Source organism: Streptomyces sp. SID9727 (genome assembly GCF_010550605.1).
Classification (GTDB): Bacteria; Actinomycetota; Actinomycetes; order Streptomycetales; family Streptomycetaceae; genus Streptomyces.
Map to the genome: position 1 here is coordinate 84,503 of NZ_JAAGNI010000356.1, position 24,130 is coordinate 108,632.

General features: G+C 69.4%; 20 protein-coding genes and 6 pseudogenes. 9 read left to right on the forward strand and 17 right to left on the reverse strand.

The window, feature by feature from the left end; genetic code table 11:
• Window positions 1-192 precede the first annotated feature (192 nt).
• Entirely contained in the window at window positions 193-795 is a 603-nt protein-coding gene (locus G3I41_RS36510; RefSeq protein ID WP_203601584.1) for a hypothetical protein, read from the reverse strand.
• A 117-nt stretch (window positions 796-912) separates the two neighbouring features.
• Here G3I41_RS36510 and G3I41_RS24495 point away from each other — a divergent pair, with 117 nt between their 5' ends.
• Together G3I41_RS24495 and G3I41_RS24500 are read left to right on the forward strand one after the other, a co-directional pair.
• A complete protein-coding gene (locus G3I41_RS24495) occupies window positions 913-2,094 on the forward strand; it encodes a serine hydrolase domain-containing protein (protein ID WP_239081811.1) in 1,182 nt (393 codons plus the stop codon).
• 187 nt (window positions 2,095-2,281) lie between these two features.
• Window positions 2,282-2,827 (forward strand): FAD-binding protein, encoded by a 546-nt coding sequence (locus G3I41_RS24500; RefSeq protein ID WP_239081812.1) that lies wholly within the window; start codon window positions 2,282-2,284, stop codon window positions 2,825-2,827.
• Between the two features lie 97 nt (window positions 2,828-2,924).
• On the opposite strand, the gene G3I41_RS36515 is transcribed toward G3I41_RS24500, so the two are convergent.
• A complete protein-coding gene (locus G3I41_RS36515; protein ID WP_203601585.1) occupies window positions 2,925-3,218 on the reverse strand; it encodes a transposase in 294 nt (97 codons plus the stop codon).
• Between the two features lie 215 nt (window positions 3,219-3,433).
• Complete coding sequence (locus G3I41_RS24510; RefSeq protein ID WP_164402539.1) at window positions 3,434-5,056, reverse strand: penicillin-binding transpeptidase domain-containing protein; 1,623 nt, start codon at window positions 5,054-5,056, stop codon at window positions 3,434-3,436.
• An 86-nt stretch (window positions 5,057-5,142) separates the two neighbouring features.
• Here G3I41_RS24510 and G3I41_RS24515 point away from each other — a divergent pair, with 86 nt between their 5' ends.
• The 3 genes from G3I41_RS24515 (at window position 5,143) to G3I41_RS24525 (ending at window position 7,939) form a co-directional block, all read left to right on the forward strand.
• The gene (locus G3I41_RS24515) at window positions 5,143-6,102 is read left to right on the forward strand and encodes a LysR substrate-binding domain-containing protein (RefSeq protein WP_164402540.1); all 960 of its coding nucleotides are present in this window, start codon (window positions 5,143-5,145) and stop codon (window positions 6,100-6,102) included.
• Window positions 6,099-6,989, forward strand: coding sequence for a serine hydrolase (locus G3I41_RS24520; protein ID WP_164402541.1), 891 nt, complete (start codon window positions 6,099-6,101; stop codon window positions 6,987-6,989). Before G3I41_RS24515 ends, G3I41_RS24520 begins: the two co-directional genes overlap by 4 nt.
• Before the next feature lie 233 nt (window positions 6,990-7,222).
• Window positions 7,223-7,939, forward strand: coding sequence for a response regulator transcription factor (locus tag G3I41_RS24525; RefSeq protein WP_164402542.1), 717 nt, complete (start codon window positions 7,223-7,225; stop codon window positions 7,937-7,939).
• Here G3I41_RS24525 and G3I41_RS24530 read toward each other — a convergent pair.
• The 5 genes from G3I41_RS24530 to G3I41_RS24550 all read right to left on the reverse strand — a co-directional run bounded on the left by G3I41_RS24530 (window position 7,888) and on the right by G3I41_RS24550 (window position 13,395).
• Window positions 7,888-9,558, reverse strand: coding sequence for an ATP-binding protein (locus tag G3I41_RS24530; protein ID WP_164402543.1), 1,671 nt, complete (start codon window positions 9,556-9,558; stop codon window positions 7,888-7,890). The genes G3I41_RS24525 and G3I41_RS24530 overlap by 52 nt on opposite strands.
• A gap of 14 nt (window positions 9,559-9,572) precedes the next feature.
• Entirely contained in the window at window positions 9,573-10,859 is a 1,287-nt protein-coding gene (locus G3I41_RS24535; RefSeq protein ID WP_164402544.1) for an ABC transporter permease, read from the reverse strand.
• Window positions 10,856-11,542, reverse strand: coding sequence for an ABC transporter ATP-binding protein (locus tag G3I41_RS24540; protein ID WP_164402560.1), 687 nt, complete (start codon window positions 11,540-11,542; stop codon window positions 10,856-10,858). Before G3I41_RS24540 ends, G3I41_RS24535 begins: the two co-directional genes overlap by 4 nt.
• Window positions 11,543-11,625: 83 nt before the next feature.
• A complete protein-coding gene (locus G3I41_RS37710) occupies window positions 11,626-12,807 on the reverse strand; it encodes a peptidoglycan-binding domain-containing protein (RefSeq protein WP_164402545.1) in 1,182 nt (393 codons plus the stop codon).
• Between the two features lie 3 nt (window positions 12,808-12,810).
• Entirely contained in the window at window positions 12,811-13,395 is a 585-nt protein-coding gene (locus G3I41_RS24550; protein WP_164402546.1) for a hypothetical protein, read from the reverse strand.
• Between the two features lie 253 nt (window positions 13,396-13,648).
• On the opposite strand from G3I41_RS24550, the pseudogene G3I41_RS37060 reads away from it, so the two are divergent.
• Window positions 13,649-14,581: pseudogene (locus G3I41_RS37060) on the forward strand (IS3 family transposase); the annotation flags it as partial.
• Window positions 14,582-14,669: 88 nt separating this feature from the next.
• Here G3I41_RS37060 and G3I41_RS24555 read toward each other — a convergent pair.
• Together G3I41_RS24555 and G3I41_RS24560 are read right to left on the reverse strand one after the other, a co-directional pair.
• Window positions 14,670-15,653, reverse strand: a complete 984-nt coding sequence (locus G3I41_RS24555) for a GNAT family N-acetyltransferase (RefSeq protein WP_164402547.1) — start codon at window positions 15,651-15,653, stop codon at window positions 14,670-14,672.
• Window positions 15,654-15,695: 42 nt separating this feature from the next.
• A pseudogene (locus tag G3I41_RS24560) lies at window positions 15,696-16,951 on the reverse strand (IS256 family transposase).
• Window positions 16,952-17,098: 147 nt separating this feature from the next.
• Here G3I41_RS24560 and G3I41_RS37065 point away from each other — a divergent pair.
• Window positions 17,099-17,323 (forward strand): annotated as a pseudogene (locus tag G3I41_RS37065) (IS5/IS1182 family transposase); the annotation flags it as partial.
• 22 nt (window positions 17,324-17,345) lie between these two features.
• Here G3I41_RS37065 and G3I41_RS24565 read toward each other — a convergent pair.
• From G3I41_RS24565 to G3I41_RS24575, 3 genes are all read right to left on the reverse strand, one after another.
• Entirely contained in the window at window positions 17,346-17,726 is a 381-nt protein-coding gene (locus G3I41_RS24565; protein WP_164402548.1) for a tautomerase family protein, read from the reverse strand.
• A 619-nt stretch (window positions 17,727-18,345) separates the two neighbouring features.
• Window positions 18,346-18,957 carry a hypothetical protein gene (locus G3I41_RS24570; protein WP_164402549.1) on the reverse strand — a complete coding sequence of 204 codons (612 nt, stop codon included), beginning with the start codon at window positions 18,955-18,957 and terminating at the stop codon, window positions 18,346-18,348.
• Window positions 18,958-19,164: 207 nt separating this feature from the next.
• A complete protein-coding gene (locus tag G3I41_RS24575; RefSeq protein ID WP_164402550.1) occupies window positions 19,165-19,797 on the reverse strand; it encodes an SMI1/KNR4 family protein in 633 nt (210 codons plus the stop codon).
• 109 nt (window positions 19,798-19,906) lie between these two features.
• Between G3I41_RS24575 and G3I41_RS24580 the strand changes: the two are divergent.
• Window positions 19,907-20,125, forward strand: a pseudogene (locus G3I41_RS24580) (DJ-1/PfpI family protein); the annotation flags it as partial.
• Window positions 20,126-20,285: 160 nt separating this feature from the next.
• On the opposite strand, the pseudogene G3I41_RS24585 reads toward G3I41_RS24580, so the two are convergent.
• The 4 genes and pseudogenes from G3I41_RS24585 to G3I41_RS24600 form a co-directional block, all read right to left on the reverse strand.
• A pseudogene (locus G3I41_RS24585) lies at window positions 20,286-21,007 on the reverse strand (transposase family protein).
• Window positions 21,008-21,157: 150 nt separating this feature from the next.
• Window positions 21,158-21,865 carry a phenylalanine--tRNA ligase beta subunit-related protein gene (locus G3I41_RS24590; RefSeq protein ID WP_164402551.1) on the reverse strand — a complete coding sequence of 236 codons (708 nt, stop codon included), beginning with the start codon at window positions 21,863-21,865 and terminating at the stop codon, window positions 21,158-21,160.
• 44 nt (window positions 21,866-21,909) lie between these two features.
• Window positions 21,910-22,170 (reverse strand): hypothetical protein, encoded by a 261-nt coding sequence (locus tag G3I41_RS37070; RefSeq protein WP_239081813.1) that lies wholly within the window; start codon window positions 22,168-22,170, stop codon window positions 21,910-21,912.
• A 410-nt stretch (window positions 22,171-22,580) separates the two neighbouring features.
• A pseudogene (locus tag G3I41_RS24600) lies at window positions 22,581-23,414 on the reverse strand (DMT family transporter); the annotation flags it as partial.
• A 123-nt stretch (window positions 23,415-23,537) separates the two neighbouring features.
• Here G3I41_RS24600 and G3I41_RS24605 point away from each other — a divergent pair.
• Window positions 23,538-24,128 (forward strand): XRE family transcriptional regulator, encoded by a 591-nt coding sequence (locus G3I41_RS24605; protein WP_164402552.1) that lies wholly within the window; start codon window positions 23,538-23,540, stop codon window positions 24,126-24,128.
• Window positions 24,129-24,130: the final 2 nt, after the last annotated feature.

Below are 24,130 nucleotides of genomic sequence, written 5' to 3' on the forward strand. Positions count from 1 at the left end.
ACCACTCCTTGCTCCGCAGCGCACAGCGCTTCGTCAGCGTCAGCACCGCTCGAGGACTTCCGACCACAAGCCGAGGCAGCAACCGGGGGCACGCTCACCGACAGCCTGCTCTCTGGCGGCTCGCTGTCTGAAGTCCGGCCTGACGCCGATCGAGCGCGCCGTCGCCTTCGTATCAACCACCCCGGCGTCGCCTCAGCCATCATCGGCCTCCGCACCACGGAACAGCTGGAGGTCCTTCCTGCTCGCCGGTGACATCACCCTGCCCGTCGATGTCCTCGACGCGATCGTCGCCCCAGAGACACGGCCAACGCGGTCGACAACAGCCACGGCGACTTCGAACTGCGAGCAGACCAGCGACGCCGCTGACACACCCGCGTTCGGGGTGAAGCCCTTCGAGAAGCTCCTTCCGCGTCTGCGGAGGGTCACCAAGGACCGGGTGATCTGCTGCTGCAACGCCGCCTTCGACAGGCACGTGGTCTTGGGCGACATCCGGCGGAGCGGGAAGAAGCCACTGCCCCGGAGGACGATGCTGCCTGGTACTGCCTCATGGAGGCGTATGCCGCGTGGCTCGGCTCGCCCCGGTGGCATCCGCTCGGCGGCGGGCACCGTGCATTCGGGGACTGCCTCGCCGCACGCCACGTCCTGCTCCAGATCTCGAAAGGGCGTGGGGGACCGCCATTCCCGCGCCGACGCCGGCGAGCAGGAACTGGTCGACAGCTCCTGCTCGATGTCTTCGTACTCCTGCGCCGTCGTCAGTCGCCGCCGCTTGTTGGTGTTGGAGTCGAGAACCGCCACGTCGCGCTCGGCAGGTCGACACCGGACTGGTGACAGGCTGCTCTGGGGGATATCCCCCTTCCGGCCTTGGGGTGTGCCGGATTGCGCCCAGTTGGGGGGCGAAACTAGCGTCCAGCTATGACTTCGACTCTGCGCAAGCACCTCGCCATGGCACTCGGTGTGGCCATGCTGCTCACCGCCGAGGTGACCACCGCCATCGCCCAACCCACCGGTCCCTCCCCTGCGAAACAGTTACGCCAGGACACCGAGGCGATCCACGCCCTCGGTATCAGCGGTGTGCAGGCCCGCGTGATCACGCCCGAGGGTCGGCAGTCGGTCGCCACCAGCGGCACCTCCGACCTGAACACCGGCCGCCCGGTCTCTTCCGACGGCTACTTCCGTATGGCCAGCACGTCCAAGACTCTGGTTGCCACCGTGATTCTCCAGCTGGAAGCCGAGGGCGAGCTGTCCCTGGACGACACAGTCGGCCACTGGCTGCCAGGAGTGGTGCGGTCCCACGGCAACGACGGCAGCCGGATCACCGTTCGCCAACTGCTCCAGCACACCAGTGGCATCCACGACGACCTGCCCGGATACACCACGCCGGCGGAGTATTACGAGCAGCGCCACGACCTCCACAGCTCCGAGCAGCTGGTTGCTCGCGCCATGGCCCACGCGCCGGACTTCGCGCCCGGCGAGGGCTGGCAGTACTCCAACACCGGCTACATCCTGCTCGGCATGATCATCCAGAGGGCCACCGGCCAATCCGCTCACGAGGAGATCGAAGACCGCATCCTGGACCCGCTCGGCCTCGACCAGACCCGGTGGATGGGTGCCTCGCCCTCCCTGCCCCGGCCGCACGCCAGGGCCTACGAGTTCTTCGGCCCCGGCTCCGTGGTGGACGTCACCGACCAGATACCGGTGGGCTATGAAACCTTTTCGTGGGTCACGACCACACGGGATGAGAACGACTTCTTCCGCGCGCTGCTCGCGGGCCGCCTGCTGTCGCTTCGGCAGATGGCCGAGATGAAACAGACCGTTCCCGTGAGCGCGGAATTCCAACAGTTCTGGCCCGGCGGTCGATACGGGCTCGGCCTGGTCGAACGCCCCCTGAGCTGCGGAGGAACCTACTGGAGCCACGAGGGCGGGGACGGCGGCTACATCACGCTGAACGGCGTCACCGACGACGGCAGGCGAAGCGCCGTGGTCTCCATGTCCGAGGCACGCGGTGACACCCTGGAGCACATACTGGAGCAAGAGAACGCGGCCGGCGCCCTGATCGACCACGCACTGTGCACCGCGGGCCCGAGCACCCCGTGAGCGGAGGCGTCGCCGCTCCTGGAGTCCGAGGACGAGATCGGCGGGTCCACACAGCTGTCCGCCGGACTCCTGACCGCCTCGGCCACCCGCGTCCGGCAGCGCCTCGGCATCCAAAACTCACTCCTGCGCATGTTCCAGCACGACATGGACCTCAACGGCTGGCGGGTCCGGCCCGCCCCCGGTACGTATGTTCTGCGAGGAGTCCGCAGCGGTCGACGACTGGCTGCTCGTCCTGGGCGTCGACATACCCGCCCAGGTCTCGCGCAGTGCCCACGAACCCGGGCTGACGCGGGCCGGCGTGGAGGACGTCTGGCGCGGCCACGTCCCCAAGGACCAGGGATACGGTCTGGTCCAGGTTCTCGACAAGGCCCGCGCCCGCCTCGGCGTGGACCTCGCCCTCGGCAGCCGGGTGGAGGACCTCGTGGTCCGTGACGGCGCCGTCCGCGGCGTCGTCACGGACGGCGAGGAAGCCACCGCCCCGGCCGTCGTCGTCGCCAGCGGCGGCCTGGCCGCCGACCCGGAACTCGTCCGCCGCTTCCTGCCCGATGCCGAAGTCGCCGGCGAGGCGCTGTTCGTCGTCGCCGTACCCGGCTCGCGGGGCGATCACATCGGGCTGGCCGAACGGCACGACTTGGCACTGTTCGGGCAGGGTGGGACGGCAGCTGGTTCCCGGCGGGCGCGCTGTGCCTCGGCGAGCTCGGAAACGGTGACCGTCCGGGCCAGTCACCGGTAGTAGGGCTGGCGGGCCAGGCCGAGCACACGGCAGGTCACCGCCACCGGCACCCGGTGAGGGGCAGCGGCGGCGGCCGGCTCGCGGACGAGCGGGTACATCATGTTGATGGCAGGTTCGCCTGCGACAGATATGCCGCGGCCCTCCGCAGAACCTCGTTCCCTTGCTCGAGTAGCCGGACGCGCTTGCGGGCCTCGCGCAGCTCCGCGGATGCGCCCTGCGCTGTCGCGGGTCTGCAGCCCTCATCGGTGTCGGCATGGCGCGGCCACTTCGACAGCGTGATCAGGGGGACACTGAAGTCGGCGGCGATCTGTTCCACCGTGACGCCGGGCTCAGGGTTGCGCGCGACGCGCACGACGTCCTCGCGGAGCTCCTTCGGATACGGTTTGGGCACTGCAGCATCCTTCCAGGCCACCTCTCAGCAAGCCAGGTCAGGTGTCGCTCAACTGTGCAGCAGTCCCCCGAGCGATCGGAATCTGGACATCGTCTGACTCCCCTATGGTCCGCCTTGTTACGGGGTTGGCCGATGTGCGGGGACAGGCGCGCGAGGACGGCGCCCGTCGACGCAGTTGTTGGAGGTATCACCCCTGGCTCGTTGACTGGCGCGGCTCAGGAGGGATCCTCTGGGACGGCCGCCAGCAGGCGGTGGAGGATGGGTCCGGCCGAGCCGCCACCCGTGACACCTTGCTCGACCACGCAGGCGACGGCGACGTTGCCGCGTCGGGCCACGAGCCAGCCGTTGTTCTCCTCGTCCTCGGAGACCTCGGCGGTTCCGGTCTTCGCGCCGATGGGGCCGGGCAGGTCGGCCAGGACGCGTGCGGTGCCGCCTCTCACGGTGGCGCGCATCATTGTCTGCAACTGATTCACCACGGTACGCGGCAGGGCGGTGGTGGACGTCCGGTCATCCAGTTCCGGACGGATTGTCGGCTGGTGGAAGTGGCCGGAGGCCGCAGTCGCGGTGATCGAGGCCATGATCAGGGGGTTCGCCTGGATGCGGCCCTGTCCGATCATCGCAGCAGCCTTCTCCGTCTCGTCCTTCGGTACGGGCACCGACCCGTCGTACGAGGGGATTCCCACGTGCCACTCCTGGCCTACGCCGAAGTACTTGCGCGCGATGTCGCCCGTTTCGGCGTCGCCGAGTTTGCCGCGCAGGCTGATGAAGGCCGTGTTGCAGGACTCCGTGAAGTCCTTCTGGAAGGTCGCGCCGTGGAACTCCGATGTTTCGACGTTGTGGAACTCCTTGCCGACGACGAGGTGTTTGGGGCAGTCCACCACGGACTGGGGGGTGACAGCGTTCTTCAGCAGCAGTGCACTGCTTGTCACGATCTTCCAGGTGGACCCGGGCGCGTACGTGCCTGAGGCGGCGCGGTTGAAGCCGGTGGCCGGGGAGTTGGCCATGGCGAGGATCTCGCCGTTGTCCACGCGCAGGGCCACCAGCGAGGCGTTCCTGCCATCGGCCTCGGCGCCGAGCGCCTGATCGGCGGCGGCCTGCCAGGTGGCGTCCAGGGTGGTCCGGGCCGATGCCGGGCCGTCCTGGCCGCCCGCGTTCGTCTTGCCTCCAAACGTGATCTCCGTGCGTTTCGTCTCCCCGGTGACCCGGTCGACCAGCCGAATCGTCCCTCGTGGCCCGCCGCCCCCACCCGCGATCTGCGCCAGCAGCGGCTGCAGCGACGGGTAGGCGTCACCCCTGAGGGACTTCCCGTTCCTGTCTGCGACCTCCGGTGTACTGGTCTCCTCGCGCTCGAGGCGGAACTTGGCCTTGTCGCTCAAGTGCGGATGAACGAGTCCCAGCGTCCAGTCGACCTGCCAGGTCCCCTTCTCCTCCCGTAGGAGTATGCGTGAGTTGTACGTCCAGGAACCAAGCCCCTTCACGGGCATCTGCGCGGTGAAAGGGACGCTCACCGCGCCGTCGTCCGCGCGCTCGGCGGTAGCCGCGGTGAGGCGCGGGCCCTCGATGTCGAGCCCTTCGGTGAAACTGTGCAACACCTCCTCGGCGCGGGCGGGGCTGGTCGTGCGGGCTGCGGCGCCCTCGTAGCGGCCGCGTGACCAGTCGGCGAGAAAGGCTCTGGCCTGGGCAACGGCGGCCGGGTCGAGGGCGTTGGAGGTGTGGTCGAACGGTCCTATTCCTGCGGCGTACGCACCGCCGGCGGCAAGGGCGAGGGCCACTGTCGCTGCGGCGGTCGCCTTGAGCGGCGAACGCGAGGTTCTACGTCGAGCGGGAGTGCGTGTCATGCCGTGAGGAGACCAAGCGACCAGACCTCATGTCCAAGACAGATATGGATCTTCGATCAATAATCCTTCCGATATGATTGCTGCTCGTGGACCTGATCCGGCACTTGGAATGCTTTGTGGCTGTTGCAGAAGAGTCACACTTCGGCCGTGCGGCGGTACGACTGCGCATGGCCCAGCCACCTTTGTCGCAGCGCATCCAACGCCTGGAGCGGGAGCTGGAGGTGCGCCTGTTCGACCGGACCAGTCGCCAGGTGGCTCTCACCAAGGCCGGGACTCTGCTACTGCCCGAAGCACGTGCACTTTTGGTCCGTGCTGCGTCCCTGCACGCCGCAGCCCGCCGGATCCGGGACGGGGAGAGCGGGCTGCTTCGCGCCGCGCTGCCTCCCGATATCGCCAGCACCACCGTCGCGGCGCTGGTGGGAGCCTTCCGGGAGAGCTGCGCGACAGTGGAGCTGGAGCTTCATGAGCTGTCGACCGGTGAACAGCTCGCCCGTTTCGCCGCACGGGAGTTGGATGTCGGGCTGGTACAGCATCCGTGTGACGTGACCGGCCTCGAACTCGGCCCCGTACTGCGGCGCGACCTCGGTGTCCTGCTGCCCCGCGGCGTTCGCGCCTCCGGGCAGAGCGAAGTGGCCCTGGCCGCGCTCAGCGGCCACGAACTGGTGCTGTTTCCGCGGGCGGGATCCCCCGCACTCTACGATGAGGTGCTGAGGACCTGTGCACGTGGCGGCTATACACCGACGGCTGTGCGGCACGGCCGGGGCGACAGCTTCGTACACGGCTTGGTTCTCTCGGCCTCCGCCGTCGCATTCACCCCACGAGACACGAAGGGCGACGCCACCGACTCGGGACTGGTCTGGCGCCCTCTCGCCGGCAACCCGCTGGCCTGGCGGCACTCAGTGGCCTGGCCGCAGGGGCACGGCGACGCGGCCGTGCACGCCTTCGCCGACGCTGCCGCGCACGCCTTGCAGTCGACCGCCGACGCCCGCCCCGACGCCCCCGCCCGACCCACACATTTGCGCCCCGCAGCGGAGTACTGGCTATGACTGACACCCTCACCGACCTTCGCGCGGCTTTCACCGACGCCGGGGTGACCGGATGGATGCACGCCGTGGACATCGACTCCGGAGCCGAAGTCGACTACGAGGGGCATCACGTGCTGAGCACCGCCAGCGTGCACAAACTGCCTCTCCTCGTCGCCCTGCACGAGCGGGCAGCGGCCGGCGACATCGATCTCACCGAGCTGGTCGACTGTCCGCCGGACGATCGCGCCTCGGGACCGACGGGACTCGCGGCCATGGCGGACATCGCCCGCCTCTCCCTGCGCGACCTCGCATACTTGATGATGTCGATCAGTGACAATGCCGCCGCCGACGTGATTTTGCAGCGCGTCGGCCTTGACGCCGTTAACCGTACGACAGCACGCCTCGGCCTGACTCGCACCCGCGCCCTTCACTCCTTCGGGGAGATGATGGCCAGCATCAAGGAGGACGCGGGGCCCGGCGGCGCGCAAGCGCTCGCCGACCCGCACGTCATCGCCCGGCTCCGAGCCCTCGATCCGGCGCAGTCCAACCGCAGCACCCCACGCGACCTGACCCGGCTGCTCGCGACGATCTGGCGCGACACGGCATGCACACCCGAACACTGCTCATCCATACGCCGTCTGATGGGACTTCAGGTCTGGCCTCACCGTCTTGCCTCCGGCTTCCCCTTCGACGATGTGCACGTCGCGGGCAAAACGGGGTCACTGCCCACACTGCGCGGCGAGGCCGGCGTCGTCGAATACCCCGACGGTGGTCGTTACGCCGTTGCCGTCTTCACCCGCACAGTCAGCACCGCCGCAATCCTGCCCGCAGCCGACGCAGTGATCGGCGCAGCCGGCCGCATCGCCATCGATGCACTCCGGGAGAGGATTACGCTGCAAACGCCCTGAGCGAGACCCTGCAAGGGCGAGAGAGCTGGCCGATCGAGCGCGATGCGCCACTCGACGCGTTCCGATGGCTCCACCGCTACAACACCCGACGCCGGCACTCCCGCCTCGGACAACGATCCCCGATCGTCTTCGAGGAGGCCCTCAAACTCACACCAACTACGCTGGCCCAAGCCATGCGCACGGCCGTTCTGTACTACCGTTCGGGCACCGGCAGGAGGCCGTGGAGGGGGAACGTGAGCGCTCGCATTCTGGTCGCCGAGGACGACGCGAAGCAGTCCCGTCTGATCCGGATCTACCTCGAAAGAGAAGGCCACGCAGTCCATGTGGTCGCGGACGGTCGGGCGACACTGGAACGGGCACGCTCGACCCGGCCCGACCTCATCGTCCTCGACGTGATGCTCCCCCTCGTCGACGGCCTCGACGTGTGCCGCGTCCTGCGCACCGAGTCCGATGTGCCAATCCTGCTGCTCACCGCCCGGGTGGCCGAGGAGGACATGCTCCTAGGCCTCGACCTCGGCGCCGACGACTACCTCACCAAGCCGTACAGCCCGCGTGAGCTGACCGCTCGGGTGCGGGCGCTGCTGCGCCGCTCGGGAAGGTCCGGCGGGGGCGGCGGGCCCGCGGTGCTGCGGGTCGGCGAGGTAGAGCTCGACACCGCGCGGTTCGAGGTCCGGGTGGCGGGCAGGCAGGTGGAGCTGACCGCGAAGGAGTTCGCGATCCTGGAGACGCTCGCGCGAGAGCCGGGCCGGGTCTTCACCCGCGCCCAGATCATCGAGCGCGTTTTCGGTTTCGACCGGGACGTACTGGAGAGGACCGTCGACGCCCATGTGATGAACATGCGGCGGAAGCTGGGGACGGGCCCGGACGGCAGCCATGTGGAGACGGTGTACGGGAGGGGCTACCGGCTCACGGACGGTCCCGTCTCCGCGTCACCCCCCGCCGGGGGTTGACGTTCCCGTGCCCGGGGAAGGGCTACCGCGAACGTGGTGCCCTCCCCGACCGTGCTGCGCACCTCGATGGCGCCGCCGTGGTCGGCGACGATCTGGCGGGCGATGGACAGGCCCAGACCGGTGCCTCCGGTGGCCCGGTTCCGCGATTCATCCGCCCGCCAGAAGCGGTCGAAGAGCCGTGGCAGGTCCTCGGCCGCAATCCCCGTGCCTGTGTCACGTATCTCCATGACGGCCCGGTCGCCGTCCTTGAGCAGGGCCAGGGTCACGGTTCCGCCCGGGGCGGTGGCGCGCAGCGCGTTGCCGACGAGGTTGCCGACGACCTGGCGCAGCCGGTCCGGGTCGGCGCGCGTGTACGCCGGGCGCGGCGCGTCCAGGGCCAGTGTGATGCCCGCGCCCCGCGCCTGGGGCGAGTGGGCGCGGTGGCTCGTCTCCAGCAGCTCGCGGAGATCGACGTCCCGGTGGCGGTACGCCAGCGCGCCTGCCTCGGCCAGCGCGAGGTCCCGCAGGTCGTCCACGATGCGCTGCTGCAACAGCGCCTCCTCGTGGAGGGATGCGAGGAGTTCGGGGGTCGGTTCGAGGACCCCGTCGCGCAGGGCCTCCAGGTACCCGCGCAGATTGGCCAGCGGGGTGCGCAGCTCGTGCGCGATGTCGCTGGTGAGGCGGCGCTGGTGCTCCTCGCCTGCCTGGAGCGAGTCGGCCATGCGGTTGAAGGCCCCACCGAGCTGCGCGATCTCGTCCCGGCCGGACGCGGGCACCCGCCGCCCCAGGTCGCCTTCGCCCAGCCCTTTCGCGGCGAGCGTCAGGGCGCGTACGGGACGCAGGACGGCCCTGCTCAGCAGCAGCCCGCCCAGGATGACCACGAGGGCCACGCCCGCCGCGGCGGCCGCGGCGGGGGCGATGGCCAGGGTGGGCGGCGACTCGTCGCGGAAGCCGAGTGCGACCTCGAGGCGCGGCGGGGCCACGGAGGCGACACGCTCGTTGAAGACCCGCTGCAAGCAGTCGGACAACCGCTTCTCGGACTCGCACGGCCGCAGCGCATCGAGATGCTGGGGAGTCAGCGGGTCGTACGTGCCCGCGGGCTTCGGGCACTGGGCGGGCCTGCGGTCCGCACGCACCGTCGGCACACCGAAGGCGCCGGCCCCGGTGATCACCTCGGCCCCCGCGCGGGTCAGGCAGGACGCGTCGGCGGCGTAGGAACGGTAGTCGGAGACGGCGGCGGCGGCCTGCTTCATGGCGGCCCGCCGCACCTGCCCACCGGGGATCCGCAGTGTGGGGCGCGCGTCGACGAGCACCGGCGGGCGGCCGCTCACCGTGCGCGGTGCGCGGCCGGCCAGGGTGTCGGAGTCGGCGAGCAGCGCGTCGGCCTCCGTGGCCACCCGGATGCGCTGCCCGGTCTCCTTCGCGAGCGCGGCGACCGTCGGCGCGAGCCCGTCCCAGGTGGCGTGCGCCAGCCCGTACGCGCGCAGTTCCCCGGCGATCCGGGAGGTGTCCTGCTGACCGGCCGTGACGGTCTCGCGTACCTGGCGGTTGGCCTGGCGCAGGGTCAGCCAGGCGGTGGCCGCCGTGGCGGTCATCGCGATCAGCATCAGCAGGCCGAGGGCCCGTATCCGGAAGCTCACCCTGTCCCCTCCCCTTATGCGCCGGCCAGCGCCCGGGTCGGTGCGAGCCTGCTGGCCCGCACCGCCGGATACAGACCGGCTGCGGCGCCGATGACCAGGGTTGACCCGATACCCGCCGCGCTCGCCCACGCGGGCACGACCGTAGGCCAGTCGCGGCTGAGGGCGTACCCCGAGGTGATCAGCGTCCCCAGGACCGTTCCGGCGAGTCCGCCGATGAGCGACAGGAGCAGTGACTCCATCACGAACTGCGTGCGGATCTGCGCCCGGGTGGCGCCGAGCGCGCGGCGCAGCCCTATTTCCGTACGCCGTTCCAGCACGGAGATCACCATGGTGTTGCCGACGCCGACCCCGCCGACCAGGAGGGCGACCCCGCCGAGCCCCAGCAGCAGCCCTGTCAGCGCGGATTCGGTGGCCTCGCGGGCGGCGAGCGCGTCCGAGGGCCGCGAGACGCGCACCTCGCCGGGCTTCTCGGGGTACGCCGTGGCCGCGAGCACGTCCCGCACCGCGGCGATCCGGCTGTCCTCCGCTCGTACGTAGACCGTGGACGGGTGGCCGTCGAAGCGGAGGTAGGTCCGCGCGGCCGGCCGGCCGACCAGGGCCGCGCTGTCGAGCTCCGGAGCGAGCGGCACCGGGTCGAGCACGCCGATCAGCGAGAACCACCGGCCGCCGATCCAGACCCGGATGCCCGGCCGGTACGCGTCCAGCCGCTGGGCGGCCGTCGCCCCGAGCACGACCGCCGGGTACTCCTCGGTGGCGGAGTCCAGCCAGCGGCCCTCGCGGAGGCGCCCGCCGACGGCCGGCAGCAGACCGGTGTCCGCCGCCAGGACGCTCAGCGAACCGGTGCGCCCGATGGCGATGCGTTCGTTGCGGTAGACGTGCGCGCCGGTCTCTCCGGTGGCGGCGACCTCCTGGACCGGCGGGATGCGGCGGATCATCGCCACGGACTCCTCGGGGAGTTCGGACTTTTCGCCGGAGAGGGATTCGCCGGGGGCGACCCGCAGCAGGTTGGTCCCGAGCGCGTCGAGCCTGCGGTCCACCTCGGCCTGGCCGGAACCGGAGATGCCGACCACCGCGATCATGGCGGCGACCCCGATGGCGATCCCGAGGGCGGAGAGGAAGACGCGGAGGGGGCGGGTGCGCAGCCCGGTGGAGCCGAGCCGTACGACGTCCGCGGGGCCCAGGCGGGCGGGGCGCAGGCGGGACGGGCCGCGCTTTCGGTTGCGCGCCGGCCGGGGTGGGAATGGCGAGGGCGTCCCGGCCTCTTTCCGGGCCGGCCCGGGCGTATGCGTGCGCTCCGTCATCGGGGTGCCCCGATCGTCGTGCCGCGCGTGACGTCACCGGTCAGCCGGCCGTCGCGCATCGCGAGGCGGCGGGGGAGCCCGGCCGCGATCTCCTGGTCATGGGTGATGACGACGACCGTGGTGCCCCCCGCGTGCAGCCCGTGCAGCAGGTCCAGCACGGCCGCCCCGGAGGCGGAGTCCAAGTTCCCGGTCGGCTCGTCGGCCAGCAGCACCGCGGGGTCGCCGACCACCGCACGGGCGACCGCGACCCGCTGTCGCTCACCGCCGGAGAGCTGATGCGGAAGGTGGTGGACGCGGTGGCTGAGCCCCACCCGGGCGAGCGCGGCGGCTGCCCGGGCCCTGCGGCGGCGCAGCGGCACCCCCGCGTAGAGCAGGCCGTCTCCGACCGCGTCGAGCACCGGGACGCCGACGGCCAGGTGGAACTGCTGGAAGACGAAGCCGATCCTGGTCGCCCGGAGCGCCGAGACCTCCCGGTCGGACAGCTTCGCCACGTCGTGGCCGTCGATCAGGACGCGGCCGGAGGACGGCCGGTCCAGGCTGCCCATCAGATGCAGCATGCTCGACTTGCCGGAGCCCGAAGGGCCGACGACGGCGACCAGTTCCCCGCGCCCGATCCGCAGGCTGACGTCACGGACGGCGTGGACGCCGCCGGGATACGTCTTGGAGACGGCATCGAATTCCACGACCGCCGAGAAGCCCGCGCCGGACGCAGAAAGGTCGCCGCTGGACGCCGAAAGCCCCGCACCGGACGCTGCAGAGTCCCCGCTCACTCCGGAATCCTCACCTTCAGGCCCTCGCGGACCGCCGGACCGCTCACCTCCACGTCCCCGTCCGCGAACAGGCCGGTCTTCACCGCGACGAAGGTACCGTCCGCCTTCTCCAGGCCGTGGCCGCCCTCCGCGAGGGCGACCAGGGCGGCGACCGGGACGGTCAGCACGTTCTCGGCCCGCCGCCCCACGTACTCGACGGTCACGGGCCCGCTCTCCCATTTCCCCACGGCCTTCTGGTCCTTGATGGTGACGGTCACCGGCACGGTCGCCGCCCGCTCGTCCGTGCCGCCACTCCCCTCGCCCTCGTTCGCCTGCCTCCCCACGGACGCCACCCGGCCCTTCACGCGGGTCTCGTCGGGCAGCTGGATCGTCACGCCGGCGCCGTGCACGGCCCAGGAGGCTTCGGACGCGGAGGCGTTGACGACGACCTTGCGGGTCGTGCCGGTGTACGTGAGAGCGCCCTCGCCGACGGCGGCGCCCAGCCGGACGCCGGACCGGCCGATCCTGATCCGCCCGGCGCTGTAGATCACGTCCCCGACGCCGACCGAGCCGGTCTGCGGCAGGCCGAGCGACATCTGCCAGCGCTCGACCGCCGCGGCGGTGCCCCGCGTGAACGTCTCGTCCACCGTGAAGCCCGTATAGCCGAGGGCGGCGAGGTTGGTCTCGAACTGCATGACGTCCATGCCCCGTACGGGCCCCTGAGCGGCCGGGGGCGCACCCTTGCCGGACTCTTCCGACCCTTCTGCCTCGTCGGCCCCTTCTGCCTCGTCGCCCTCCGGAGCGGCCGGGGTCAGGGTGAGGTCCCGGTACATCGGCAGCGCCCCGTAAAGCAGCACCGTCGGGCGGTCATCGACGCGCAGCAGCGTGTCCCCACGCTCCGCGGTCGTACCGGACACGGGCAGCCAGGTCACCGTGCCCGTCGCCTTGACCGGCAGCGGGATCTCGGGACCGTATCCCAAGGCACCGTCCACCGAGGTGCGTTCGGTCAACGTCGCCCGGGTGACGGGGACAGTCGAACTGGCCCTGGGAGGCGCTTTCGGCCCCTCGTCCCGGCCGCCGCCGAACCCGAGGGCCCCGGTCACCGCGACCGCCGCCACGACGGCCACACCGGCGACGACGAGAAACCTCCGCCGTCCGCGAGGCCCGCGCTCCTCATCGAGGTCTGTCTCGTTCTCCACCGCTCAGCCCTCGCCCGGACCCGCGTTCTCGGGGACCCCGATGATCGGCCCGCAGATCCGGGCGGCCCGCTTCGCTCCGGCCGCGCTCTGGTCCCACTCGCCCTGGCCGAGGCCGTCGGGGCCGGGGTCGGGGAAGTCGGCGGCGCCGTTCTTCTGCATGCAGGCGGCGTACTCGCGCTTCACCTTGATCTGGGCGGCCGACAGCTTGGGCTGGTTGCCGTTCTCGATGCTCTCGGGCACGGCGGAGACGTACTGTGCGCACTTCTCCTGGGCGGCCCTGAACTTCGGCTCCTGCTTCAGCGCACGCCGCTGGTCGCCCTCGCCGAAGTCGATGGTCCCCCGGGCGTCGGGGTCGGGCGCGTCCACGCCGTGTTCCCGCAGGCACTTCACGTACGCGCGCTGCGCCTTCACGTACGCGGCCACGTCGTCGCCGCCGCGCTGCGCGCCCCTTCCCGCCGAGGCCGGGGACGACACCTTTCCGCCCCCCGCGGTCGGGACCTCCGCCTCTCCGCCGCTCCCGCCGCATCCGGCCAGCACGAAGGCCATGACCGAGGCCGCGACGGCCGGCCGTACCCGGTTCGTCCTCATCGTTCTCCCGCTCTCCCTGCCGAACCCCGCCGCAGGCGCGACGGGCAGAGCGAACGTAGAAGCGGAACGATGAAGAACCTTTGAAGAACCTGTCCAACTGCCGTGCGGTCCGGCAACGGCACATAAAGGGGCCGAACAGCACGCTCATGCTCTTCCAGCAGCCCATCACCGACGGCATCCGGCACCTCCACCGAACAGACGACATGACGCCTCCTCTCTGCCACCGACGCACCGGCGCTATGCCACAAAGGGTGAGTCGGCCGAGCTGGCCGAGGCCCGTTCGCGGATCCGGCTCCTGGAGCAGGAGAACGAAGTGCTGCGGCCGTCTGCTGCCAATCTGTCGCAGGCGAATCTGTCGTCAAAATGACGTACCCGCTCGTCCGCGAGCTGGCCGCCTGGAGCGCCCTTTGCCGGGTGGCGGTGACGTGCCGGGCTCTCGGGCTGGCCCGGCCACCCGTGTTACCGGTGGCTGAAGTCCCCGGTCACCGACCCCGAACCGGCCGAGGCATGCCTCGCCAACGCCTCGTCCGACACGCACCGTGAAGACCCGGAGTTCGGCTACCGCTTCCTTTTTGATGAGGCCCGCGCGACCGGTGAGGCGATGGCCTAGCGGACTGCCTGGCGGATCTGTCGCGACAACCGCTGGTGGAGCGCGTTCGGCAAGCGCCGGGGCCGCGGGAAGAACGTCAAGGCCGGCCCGCCGGTCCACGACGACCGCGTGAGGCGCAACTTCACCGCGTCCGGGCCGAACCGGCTCTGGATGACGGACATCACCGAGCACGCCACCAGCGAAGGCAAGCTCCACCTGTGCGCGGTCAAGGACGTCTACTCCGGCCGCATCGTGCAGCTACTCCATCGAGGCCCGGATGAATTCCGGCCTCGCGTTGGCAGCCCTGGAATCCGCCGTCGCCCGCCGCAGCCAAGTCGCCGGACGCACCATGCACTCCGACCACGGGTCGCAATTCCGTAGCCGAACATACGTGGCCGTTCCCGCACGTCACGGCATGAACAAGCAGAAGAACGTCCTCGACCGCCGCCCCTGGACACCACCCGCCAAGAACTACGAATCGCGATCGTGACCGGGATCGAGCGCACCCACCACCGGCGCCGGCGCCAGCGCCAGAAACGCCTGACCCCTATCGAGTACGAAGTCATCATGACCCAACCCGCGGCCCTTGCTGCATAACCACGCTGTCACCTACTCATGCAGCAGCCGTTCACGAGAGTTATTGTCAAATCCTGTGGACTGATCGGGCCGCCCAATGACCGGTCGGTCAAGCAAGCGGCTTGCGGTAACGGACGTACTCGTTCTGCCGCCGGAACCCCACACTCTCGTAAAGATCGTAGGACCGGTGCGGGTTTGACGTGCCCGTGAACAGCCGAGCGGTCGTTGCACCCTGTCCGCGAAGGCTCCGCAGCCCGTCCATCAGCAGGGCCCGGCCGATTCCGAGGCGTTGCTGGTCCGTCCGGACACTCAGCTCTTCGACCTCGCCTACGGTGTGGTCGTGACGGCGGATGCAGCAGAGGGCGACGCCGACCATGTCCTGCCCGTTCCATGCAGCCCTCCAGCATGCCGGGTCGGCCGTGTCGACGAAGTCCTGGAATGGCCATTTCTGCGTGAAGCCGGTGTCCGTATACGAATCGACGACCGTCCTCCAGGCTGCGCGGTAGTGGCTTGACTCGATCGGTCCCGTCCGTATCCCGGCTGGCAGTTTGCTGCCCCGCTCGGGCAACTGCTGCAGATCACCCAGTTCCAGTTCGACCAGGCTGAAGACACGTCGGTAGCCGGCTGCGAGCAGAAGCGCCGTGGCGTCCTGCTCGGAGGCCATGGCGTTCGTACCGATCACTGCCGTCCGCGCCGTTCCATGCTGCTTGACGAGCTGGCGGATCCGTTCTTCGGCCCAGCTCAGCATGGCTGAGCCGATCCCTTGGCAGCGATGCTCGGGCACGAGGTAGCCGCGGTGCAGGTACAGCCACGTGTCGTCCCGCTCTTGCCACCATCGGATCGTCGAGTAGCCGACGACGCTCCCGTCGTGCACCACCAGGATCTGGTTCTTGGACGGCTCCTCCAGCCTGGCAGAGGCTTCGGCTACCTCGGTCGCTGACGGGAGCCCTTCCACAACCGAATGGGCGTCGACCTGGTCCCGTTCAGCACAACCCAGCCGCACCGCGGCCATGGGGCCGTGGTCTTCGTCGCCGCGATACGGCTGGAACCCGAAGCCGACCGGAAGGCCCTGTCCTGGCGCGCTATTCGACATGGTCGGATGATCTCGAACTTCGAGGCAGGTCTGCCACCCTGTTCATGCCGCGGTCGTCTGCGGCCGTTCGACGAGTTGGCCGCGTTCGAAGCGGGCCCCGGCGCGGACGAGGGCGACGAGGGGGGGTGCGTTCACGGCCCGCCACCGCTGCTGGGCGGACTCGACGAGCTTGAACACCATGGCCAAGGCGGCGGCCGCGCTGCCGGCGCCCTTGGTGACCTTCGCGCGCAGCCGGACGGTGGCGTACGTGGACTCGATGGGGTTCGTCGTGCGCAGATGGATCCAGTGCGCGGCGGGGAAGTCGTAGTACGCCAGCAGTTCGTCCACGTCATCGGTGATCTTCTTGGCGGCCTTGGGCCACTTCGCGCCGTAGGTCTTCTCAAACGCCGTGACCGCCACGAGCGCACTGTCGCGGTCCTCGGCGTTGTATATCTCCTGCAGGGCCTTCTTCGCGCCCGGTTGGGCGGACTTCGGGAGACTGTCGAGCACATTTGCGATCTTGTGGACCCAGCACCTCTGATGGCGGGTCTCGGGGAACACCACGGCCAGGGCCTTCCAGAAACCGAGCGCGCCGTCGCCGACCGCCAGGACGGGAGCGCGCATCCCTCGCCGCCGGCAGTCGCGCAGCAGGTCGGCCCAGGAGTCGGCTGATTCGCGGTAGCCGTCGCTCATGGCGATCAGCTCCTTGGTGCCGTCCGCGCACACCCATCAGCACGAGCACGCACGATTTCGCCTCCTGCAGGCGTATGCGCAGGTGGATGCCGTCGGCCCATGCGTAGACATAGTCGCTACCGGACAGATCTCGCTCGCCGAACGCTTGGTGGTCGGCCTGCCACTGCTGGGGTCAGCCGGGTGACCGTCGCCGGTGACGGACCTGCCGAGCTGCCGAGGAACTGCTCCAGGGCGGGCACGAAGTCGCCGGAGGACAGGCCGTGCAGGTAGGGCAGCGGCAGCAGCTCGCTGATCTTCGGGGACTTGCGGCACCACGGCGGCAGGATCGCGGAGGAGAACCGCTTGCGCTCGCCCGTGGCCTCATCGACGCGCTTGTCGTTCACCCGTGGCGCCTACACCTCGACCACGTCGGCCGCGGTGGTGACCTGCCGGGGCTGGTGGAAGCCGTTGCGCACCACCAGACGGCGTCCGTTGCCGTCGCGCTCACCGGCGAACTCGGCTATATAGGCGTTTACTTCGGCTTCCAGCGCGGCGGCCGGCATCCGCCGCGCGCCCTCTCGGACGATCTCGTCAATCAAGGAGGAGCCCTTGGCGGTGGTGCCGTCATCGTTCACTACGCTGAGCACGGATGTGCCTTCCCGGCCGGCGCTGCAAACACCGGTCTTGCTCGGTGACCTGTCGATCAATCACCCGGGAAGGTACGTCCTCCCGAGCCGATCCACAGGTCCTGAGCATCGCTCCCTTCACGTCGAGTTGACTCCTCTAGGAGCATCAAGGGCTACCAGGGCGCCGGCGGGGGCACGGTCCGTGTCCTCCCGCGGCCGCTGGGAGAACTTTCCGCAGACCAGCAGGTCGTCAACCAGTCCCACGCGACGAACCGGGCCCTCGTCGAGCAGGCTGTCTTGGCGGCTCCTGCGCAAGCTCCGGCGCTCGACCACCCCGCATCACGGCTCTCGTTTCAAGCCGTCCTCGCCCTGCATCCGGTCAGCGCGGAGTGAAGACGTAAAGCTCACAGCTTCGCTACAAGTACTGGGCATCGCCATAGCCCAGCGACCAGTCCGCAGGCGAGTTCTCCGTCAGTACGACGAACATGTTGCGTGGTTCGACGCTCGCGTATTCCTCGGCAAGTTCGGATATGCGCTGATACAACGCCTGCTTCTCGGCGTCTGGGCGGCCGGCCCGCAAAGTGATGGACACGTACACGATGCCGTCATCGCGGGGCACGCCGAGATAGGTGCCGTGGCGCAGCAACCCCTGCCGTCCGTCATGGCCAGTCAGGATCTGAAAGCGGTCTTCGTCAGGAAAGCCCATCGTCTCGCCAAGCGCTTCGTGGACGGCCCGCCCCAGGGCCTTCAGCCGCTCCGTGTCGCAGTGCATGGCGTCGATGCGGACGAGTGGCATGGCGCGTGCCTCCAAGGTCGGTCTGCGATGCTGCCCAACCACTGTACATACCAGTAGGTACAATAGATGACTGCACCTCCACCAAGAGCCATCACGCGGGTTGTGCCGTGCTTCGTGCACCATCGTGTACGCAGTCAGGCGCCATGGCCCCCCTTCCGCACCCGCCTGGCCAGCGAACTCAGGACGGAAGAAGCTCCTTGGGAAGTAGATCGAGCCGTCGCGACCTTGAACGGCGAGATCAGAGGACCTCACGACGTAGAAGGCAGGAGCTCGCGGTCGACGGCGAGGCGCAGCCGGTGCCGAGTTCTTCATGACCACGAGATGTGTTCTCAGATCCTCAGGATCCAGTGTCTCGTGTGTTCAACATCAGGGGACAGGGCCCCCTCGACGGCGAGCGCGTCGCCGATTTCGCGGCTTCGGACGGCCGTCAGGTCGTGGGTGGAACCTGACAGAGCGGCCGAGACCCAGAACAGTCCAGGCGAACGGTTTGGGGTCCTCGTTCCACGAGTCGATCCAGGTGCGGACTCCGGCACCCCGGGCAGCACCGGCTGCGACCGGTAGAGGGTTTGGATGACTTGTCCGGCCGATCAGGGTCGGACAGGCCCTCACCTTTCGACCGTCAGACCATGCCTGACGGGCCCATCGCCACACCATCGTGGGTGATGTTGATGCGCTCACCGTAGAGCTGGACGTGTCGGCCGGTAGGCTCCAAGTCGCTTTCGGTGAGATCCTCTGTTTCGTCCTGTCCCTCGACGTGCACGGAATAGCGCCACGTCCTTACTTCGGGCCTGGCGTCGGCGTCGTAGTCAGGGTGCCCGACGATCACTTCCGCACCAACCAGACCCAGTTCGTAGGCGTCGGGGGAATCGCGGACCCTCACGATGTCCCCCGTCACGTACCGTGGGGCGGTAGCTGCTTCCATTGCACCGGCCTGAGCGCCATGCACGGCGGGGTGCAGGAAGGCTTTGCCGTCGACCGGCCGTTCCCAGCCGTCCCCGACCCAGTTGAAGCCGAGTGCCTGCAGACACTCCGAGGCGGCTTCGCGAGGCGTCAGGTCGATCTCGAAGTGCAGCATCTGCGGGGTGCGGTGAAAGGGCCCGTACGCATGCACCGTGACCTCGCCGTGGGGCGCGAGGGCTGCGCGGAAGTGTTCGGTGAACGCCGCGTTCTCCGTGGACGATGCTTCGACCCAAAGGGCCAGCCATACGAGCCGATAGGGGGCCAAGGGCATCGTCGGGTACTCCTTCGCGAACAGGTCGGCAGAACGAGCGAGATTACACGGCGACGCACGGAGCGACGTCGACGGGGGAACGACTGGCTACGTAGGTCACGAGCAGGAACGTTTGTCGATGTGTTGTAAGAACGACCGTGGGTCAGACACCTGGGGAATGTTCGCGAGAAGTAGGAGCAGTCGGTAGTGGTCCGCGATGGCTCGCAGTTAGGGCAGTCCGACCGGCGCGGCTCTCAACGGGTGACCGTTTAGCTCTCGGCAGCCCTCTTCGTCCCACCACATGCCACCTTGCGTGGTGAGGTAGGGGTGCAGCCCGCGGACGTCGCCGCCTTGATGAAGCGCCTGCGCGACTGTGTGAAGAAGGCTCGCCAGGTCAGCCCAGGAATCGGTGAAGTCGCCGCCACCGCTGTGGCCTGCCCAGCCGAGACGTCCCGTGTCAGGGCCGGGACGTTGATCGATGATCTGTGCCGCGCCGTCGGCGCTCTCAGCCCAGGGAACCCAGAGTGGGTGCCACCAAGGCTCGTCTTCCCATGGGCGCGGGGTCAGTCCGTCGTTCTCTGCCGCGACGTCCATACAGGTCTCCCAGTGCTCCACAATGCCGTTCACGGCGAGCGGGGACTGTTCCGGCAGGATGGTTGTCCAGGTGCTCACGCCATTGTGGCATCGCAGAGACTGGGCGAGATCACCGGGGACTTGGGCGCCGAGGATCTGCTCCGCATGTCGAATCTCGTCGAGTGTCGCTGGTGGATTGAGGAGTGCGAATTCGGAGGCCACGTGCGTCGCCAGCCAGGCGTCGATCAGGCGCCAGGATTCCGACGGGGGCATGATCAGCTGTGCCATGGCGCCATCCTGCCCCACACCTCTGACAAGCTGATTCGAGGCCCCCGCCAGCCGTCTGTCGTTCGGCGCGGGCGCGTGTGGTGGCGGCTGCGACACCCCGGGCCGCTTCGGCTGGCTGCCGGCGGAGGAGCCGCTCTCAGATGTCGTGCGCCGCGCGCTGCTGCGGGCGCACGCGCGTGGGGCGCGGCTGGTCACGATTTGTTCTGGGGTGTCCGCGCTGGCCCGCACCGGACTGTTGGACGGCCGCTCGGCTACCACGCACTGGGCGCGTGCCGAGCAGCTGCGGCGTGAGTTCCCCCGGCTGCGCGTGGAACCGGACAGGCTCTACGCGCGCGAGTGATAATCCCGGCAAACACATTTCATATGCCCGGACCCAGAGAAACGTATTTTCCACCTTTAACGGAAAGGTTTCCTCCGCTACTTCTACTCCAATGGGAGATTTCACTTCAGCCTCCCGAAGACCGGTGGGTGATCTCCAGTGCGCTTCTTCAGCGGTGCCGCTCCAGGGTGAGGATGGCTTTGGCGATTGACGTCCTGCAGTTGGGGCTGATGCGGGATCTGCGGAAGATCTGCCAGGACTTCAGGCGGGCGACGCCGCGTTCAACGGGTGCCCGCGCTGCGGCCAGGGCTCGGTTGCGGGTCTTCTCGGTGGTGGCGAGTTCCTGCAGGGGTCGGCGTTTGATGCCGGTGGTCAGCCATGGGCCGGCGCCCTGGTAGGCGAGATCGGCCACGGCCGGGACGCCCTGGCGCTCGCAGATCCGGATAATCCGGTGGGTTCGGGCGGCGGTCAGGTCGTGGGTGCGGCCCGGCAGGGCGGGCCAGAGCCACAGCAACCGTCCGTACGGGTCGGTGACGACCTGCGCGTTCACCCCGTGGCGCCGGTGCTTGTGAGGTAGCCGGCCCGGCCGTCGGCGCCCCGGTCGCACTCGGCGAGGGTTCCGTCGAGCAGGACGAACCCGGGTTCGTGCTCACGCAGTGTCTTCAGAAGGCCCGGTGCGCGTTCGGCGAGCAGGCCGACGACCGCGCTGGTGTAGGCATGGGCCCTGGACTCGCTGATCCCGAACCCGGCGGCGATCTTCGCAAGACTGGCGTGTTCGCGCAGGCACACCAGTGCCACCATCGCGCGCTGGGACAGACGGAGCTTGCAGCGCCGGTCGCCCTCACGGGTGACGATCAGCGTGGTGACCCACTCCACGAGTGCATGCGGCATCGGTGGCCAACTCGAAGAGGCTCACTGAAGGTTGAGTGCCGAATGCTGTCGAGGTGGAGGGGTGGGAGCGGTGACGGAACCGGGGCGTGGTTCAGGCCACCATTTTGCTTGCCTCACCGCCGCGTTCGGACCGGATTCGTGAGCGCGGTCTCAGATGGTGGCTTGTGGCTGCTGCGGGGTGAGGTAGTGGACCGTCGTGGCTCCGGCGTGCGAGGCGAGCAGGCCGTGCAGTTCTTCGGCGGCGGCTTCGAGGAGGTGGCCGTCGCGGGCAGCGTTGAGGGTTTCGAGGACGAACGCGACGCGGGTGGAATCTTCGGTGACGCGGGTGCGGTGGGCGTCGCGGTGGTTCCAGTGCCGGGTGAGGATGTCGGTGGTGTCTGTGTAGATGATCTCGCCGGGCTTGGGGTGCTCGACGGTGTCGGGTTCGCCGAGGGGGGTGAAGGTTTCGGTGCCCTCTGCGTAGCGGATTTCGACGTCGCCGGTGACGTGGTCGAGGTCGAAGGCTCCGGCGGGCAGGCCGTGGCGGACGGAGACGGTGTTGTAGGAGTCGACGGCCGGGTTGATCCGGGGCAGGGTGCCCTTCTTGGCCATGCGGCGGCCCAAGGCGTCGACGCTGGGGCGGATGCGGCGGGGGTTGGTGCCGAAGGAGCGGTAGGCGGTGTGCCATGCCTCGATGCGCGGGTCGCTTTCGTCGGCGGGGGCCCAGGTGCCGTCGGCGAGGTCCTGCTCCAGGTCTTGCAGGGCGGTGGTGGTGTGGGGCCAGGGCTCGTGGCCGTTGAGGCCGGTGGCGGTGACGACGGCGATCAGGGTGTCGGGGAAGGCGTCGGCGACGGCGGGGCTGATGCGGAAAGCGGTCATGATCTGCGGCTCCGTTCCAAGAAGGCGGGCAAGGAGGGGTGGGGTCAGGACTTCCAGGTACCGAGGCGGTCGAGGCGGCGGAGCTGCTGGGCGGCGGTGGGTCCGTCCAGGGCGGTGCCGCGTTCGGTGAGCCGGCGGGCGGTGTCGGTGCGCTGCTCGACGGGTTTGTGGTCGTCGTACTTGAACTTGGCGCGTACCTCGGTGACGTCGAGGCACAGGCCGCGGATGCCGGGCAGCCTCCGGCCGCAGGGCGGCTGGTCGGGGTCGATGGGGGCGTGGTCGCCGTCGGGCTGGAAGTGGGTCATCTGGCGGAGCAGCAGCTCGGCCTGGCCGCCGGGTCGTCGATGATGGTTGCCTGGCAGGTGAACTGGACGGTTGCGTAGTAGCTGGTGGGGACGCCGTCGGTGGGCCGGTGCCGGGCTTGGCGCGCCAGGGTCCGGGTATGAAGGCGTAGTCGCCGGTGACGGTGAAGGTGACGTTCGCTCGGTCTCGATCGCCTTCCATACCGGGTTGGGGCGGGCGAGGTGCACGAGCAGGGCCGTGCCGTCGACGGTGAAGTGGGTGGGCACGACGGCCGGTGCCTGTCCGGGCGGACCGTTGACGCCGAGTATGCCGAAGCCGTGTCCTCGGCGATCCAGGTCTGCCATTCGGCGTCGTCGAGGGCTGCGTCCCAGGGCTGGATGAACATGCCGGGCTCCTGTCGTACGGGGGGGCAGGTGAGGGCGAGGAGGTTGACGGCGACGGCAGCGGTGCCGAGGCCGACGAGTTGGCCGTGGTGGATGCGTTCGGAAAGGACGCTGCGGGCGAGGAGAACGGTGCCGGCCGGGTACAGGGCGGTGAGCACGGCGACGACGGCCAGGTCGCCGCTGCGGGCGGCGAGCAGGAACAGCACGTTGGCGAACGAGTCGAGCACACCGGCCGCCGCCGAGATTCCGTAAGCGGGCCTCTCCCTGCCCAGGCGCCGGAACATCACCGCGGCGGCGGCCAGGATGACGGCGGAGGACACGGCGCGTCCGATGATCAGCGGTCCCACCCCGCTGTCGGAGGGCGCCTGGTGCAGGAAGACCAGCTGCAGGGCGATCGCGGCCCCGGCGCCGACGGCCAGAAGCAGCGCGGTACGCGAGGGCCGGGCCGACTTCCCGCCACGCCCGGCGCTGACCAGCACCACGGCCGCCAGCGCCAGCGGCAGGCCGAGCAGCCCGACCGGCCCCAGATGCTCACCCTGCACCAACCCGACACCGACCGGCAGCATCGCCGACACCAGCGCGGTGACCGGGGACAGCACGTTCATCGGGCCCACCGCCAGGGTCTTGTACAGCAGGGCGAACGCGGTGGCCGACGCGACTCCGGACGCGGCGCCCCAGGCAAGGGTGGCCGGAGCGAAGGAGGCACCGAAGAAGGGCCACAGCAGCAGCTCGACGGCGAGCGAGGCCGGAGCGGCGATCGTCACCGTGCGCAGGACATCAGCCTTGCGGGCACCCAGACCGCCGAGGAAATCGGCGTATCCATAGGCCAGGGAACTGCCCAGGGCCAGCAGCACAGCGAACACAGGTAGTACATCCTCTACTATCAATGGAACGACTACACCGTACAACGTACCGACCGTAGATAGTCAACCGAACGACCGCACGGGCCAGCGAAATGAACCACGCGCCCTGGAGGGACGACAGCGATGGCCGAGACCGAAGACGCGCTACGGACGCTCGCGCACAACGTCCGAACAGCCCGAAACCGCGCCGGGCTGTCCCTGGACGAATTCGGCCGCCGGGCCAAGGTCAGCAAGGGAGCCCTCGTCGCCCTGGAGAAAGCCCAGGGCAACCCGAACTTCGCCACCCTGGTCCGCCTCGCCGACACCCTCGGCATCTCGGTGTCCGCACTCATGGAAGGACCGTCCGAGAGCCGGGTCCGGGTCGTGTCCGCTGACACGGTCATGCCTCTGTGGGCCGGGGGAAAGGGCAGCGAGGCGCGGCTCATGCTGACCACCTCAGGGCCGGCCCCGGTCGAGGTCTGGCGCTGGAAACTGGAGCCCGGGGAGGAGTACCCCAGCCACCCCCACCAAGCCGGTGTCGTGGAAACCCTCAGCGTCACCGCCGGACAGATGATCCTCATCGCCGACGGCACCGAGCACCCGGTCGAGGCAGGACAGACCGCCACGTTCGACAGCGATGTCCCCCATACCTACCGCGGCGCGGGCACCGGAACCTGCCATTTGATCATGACCGTCCACATCCCACCCGGACCCGCTCAAGGACCGTCCACCTGAGG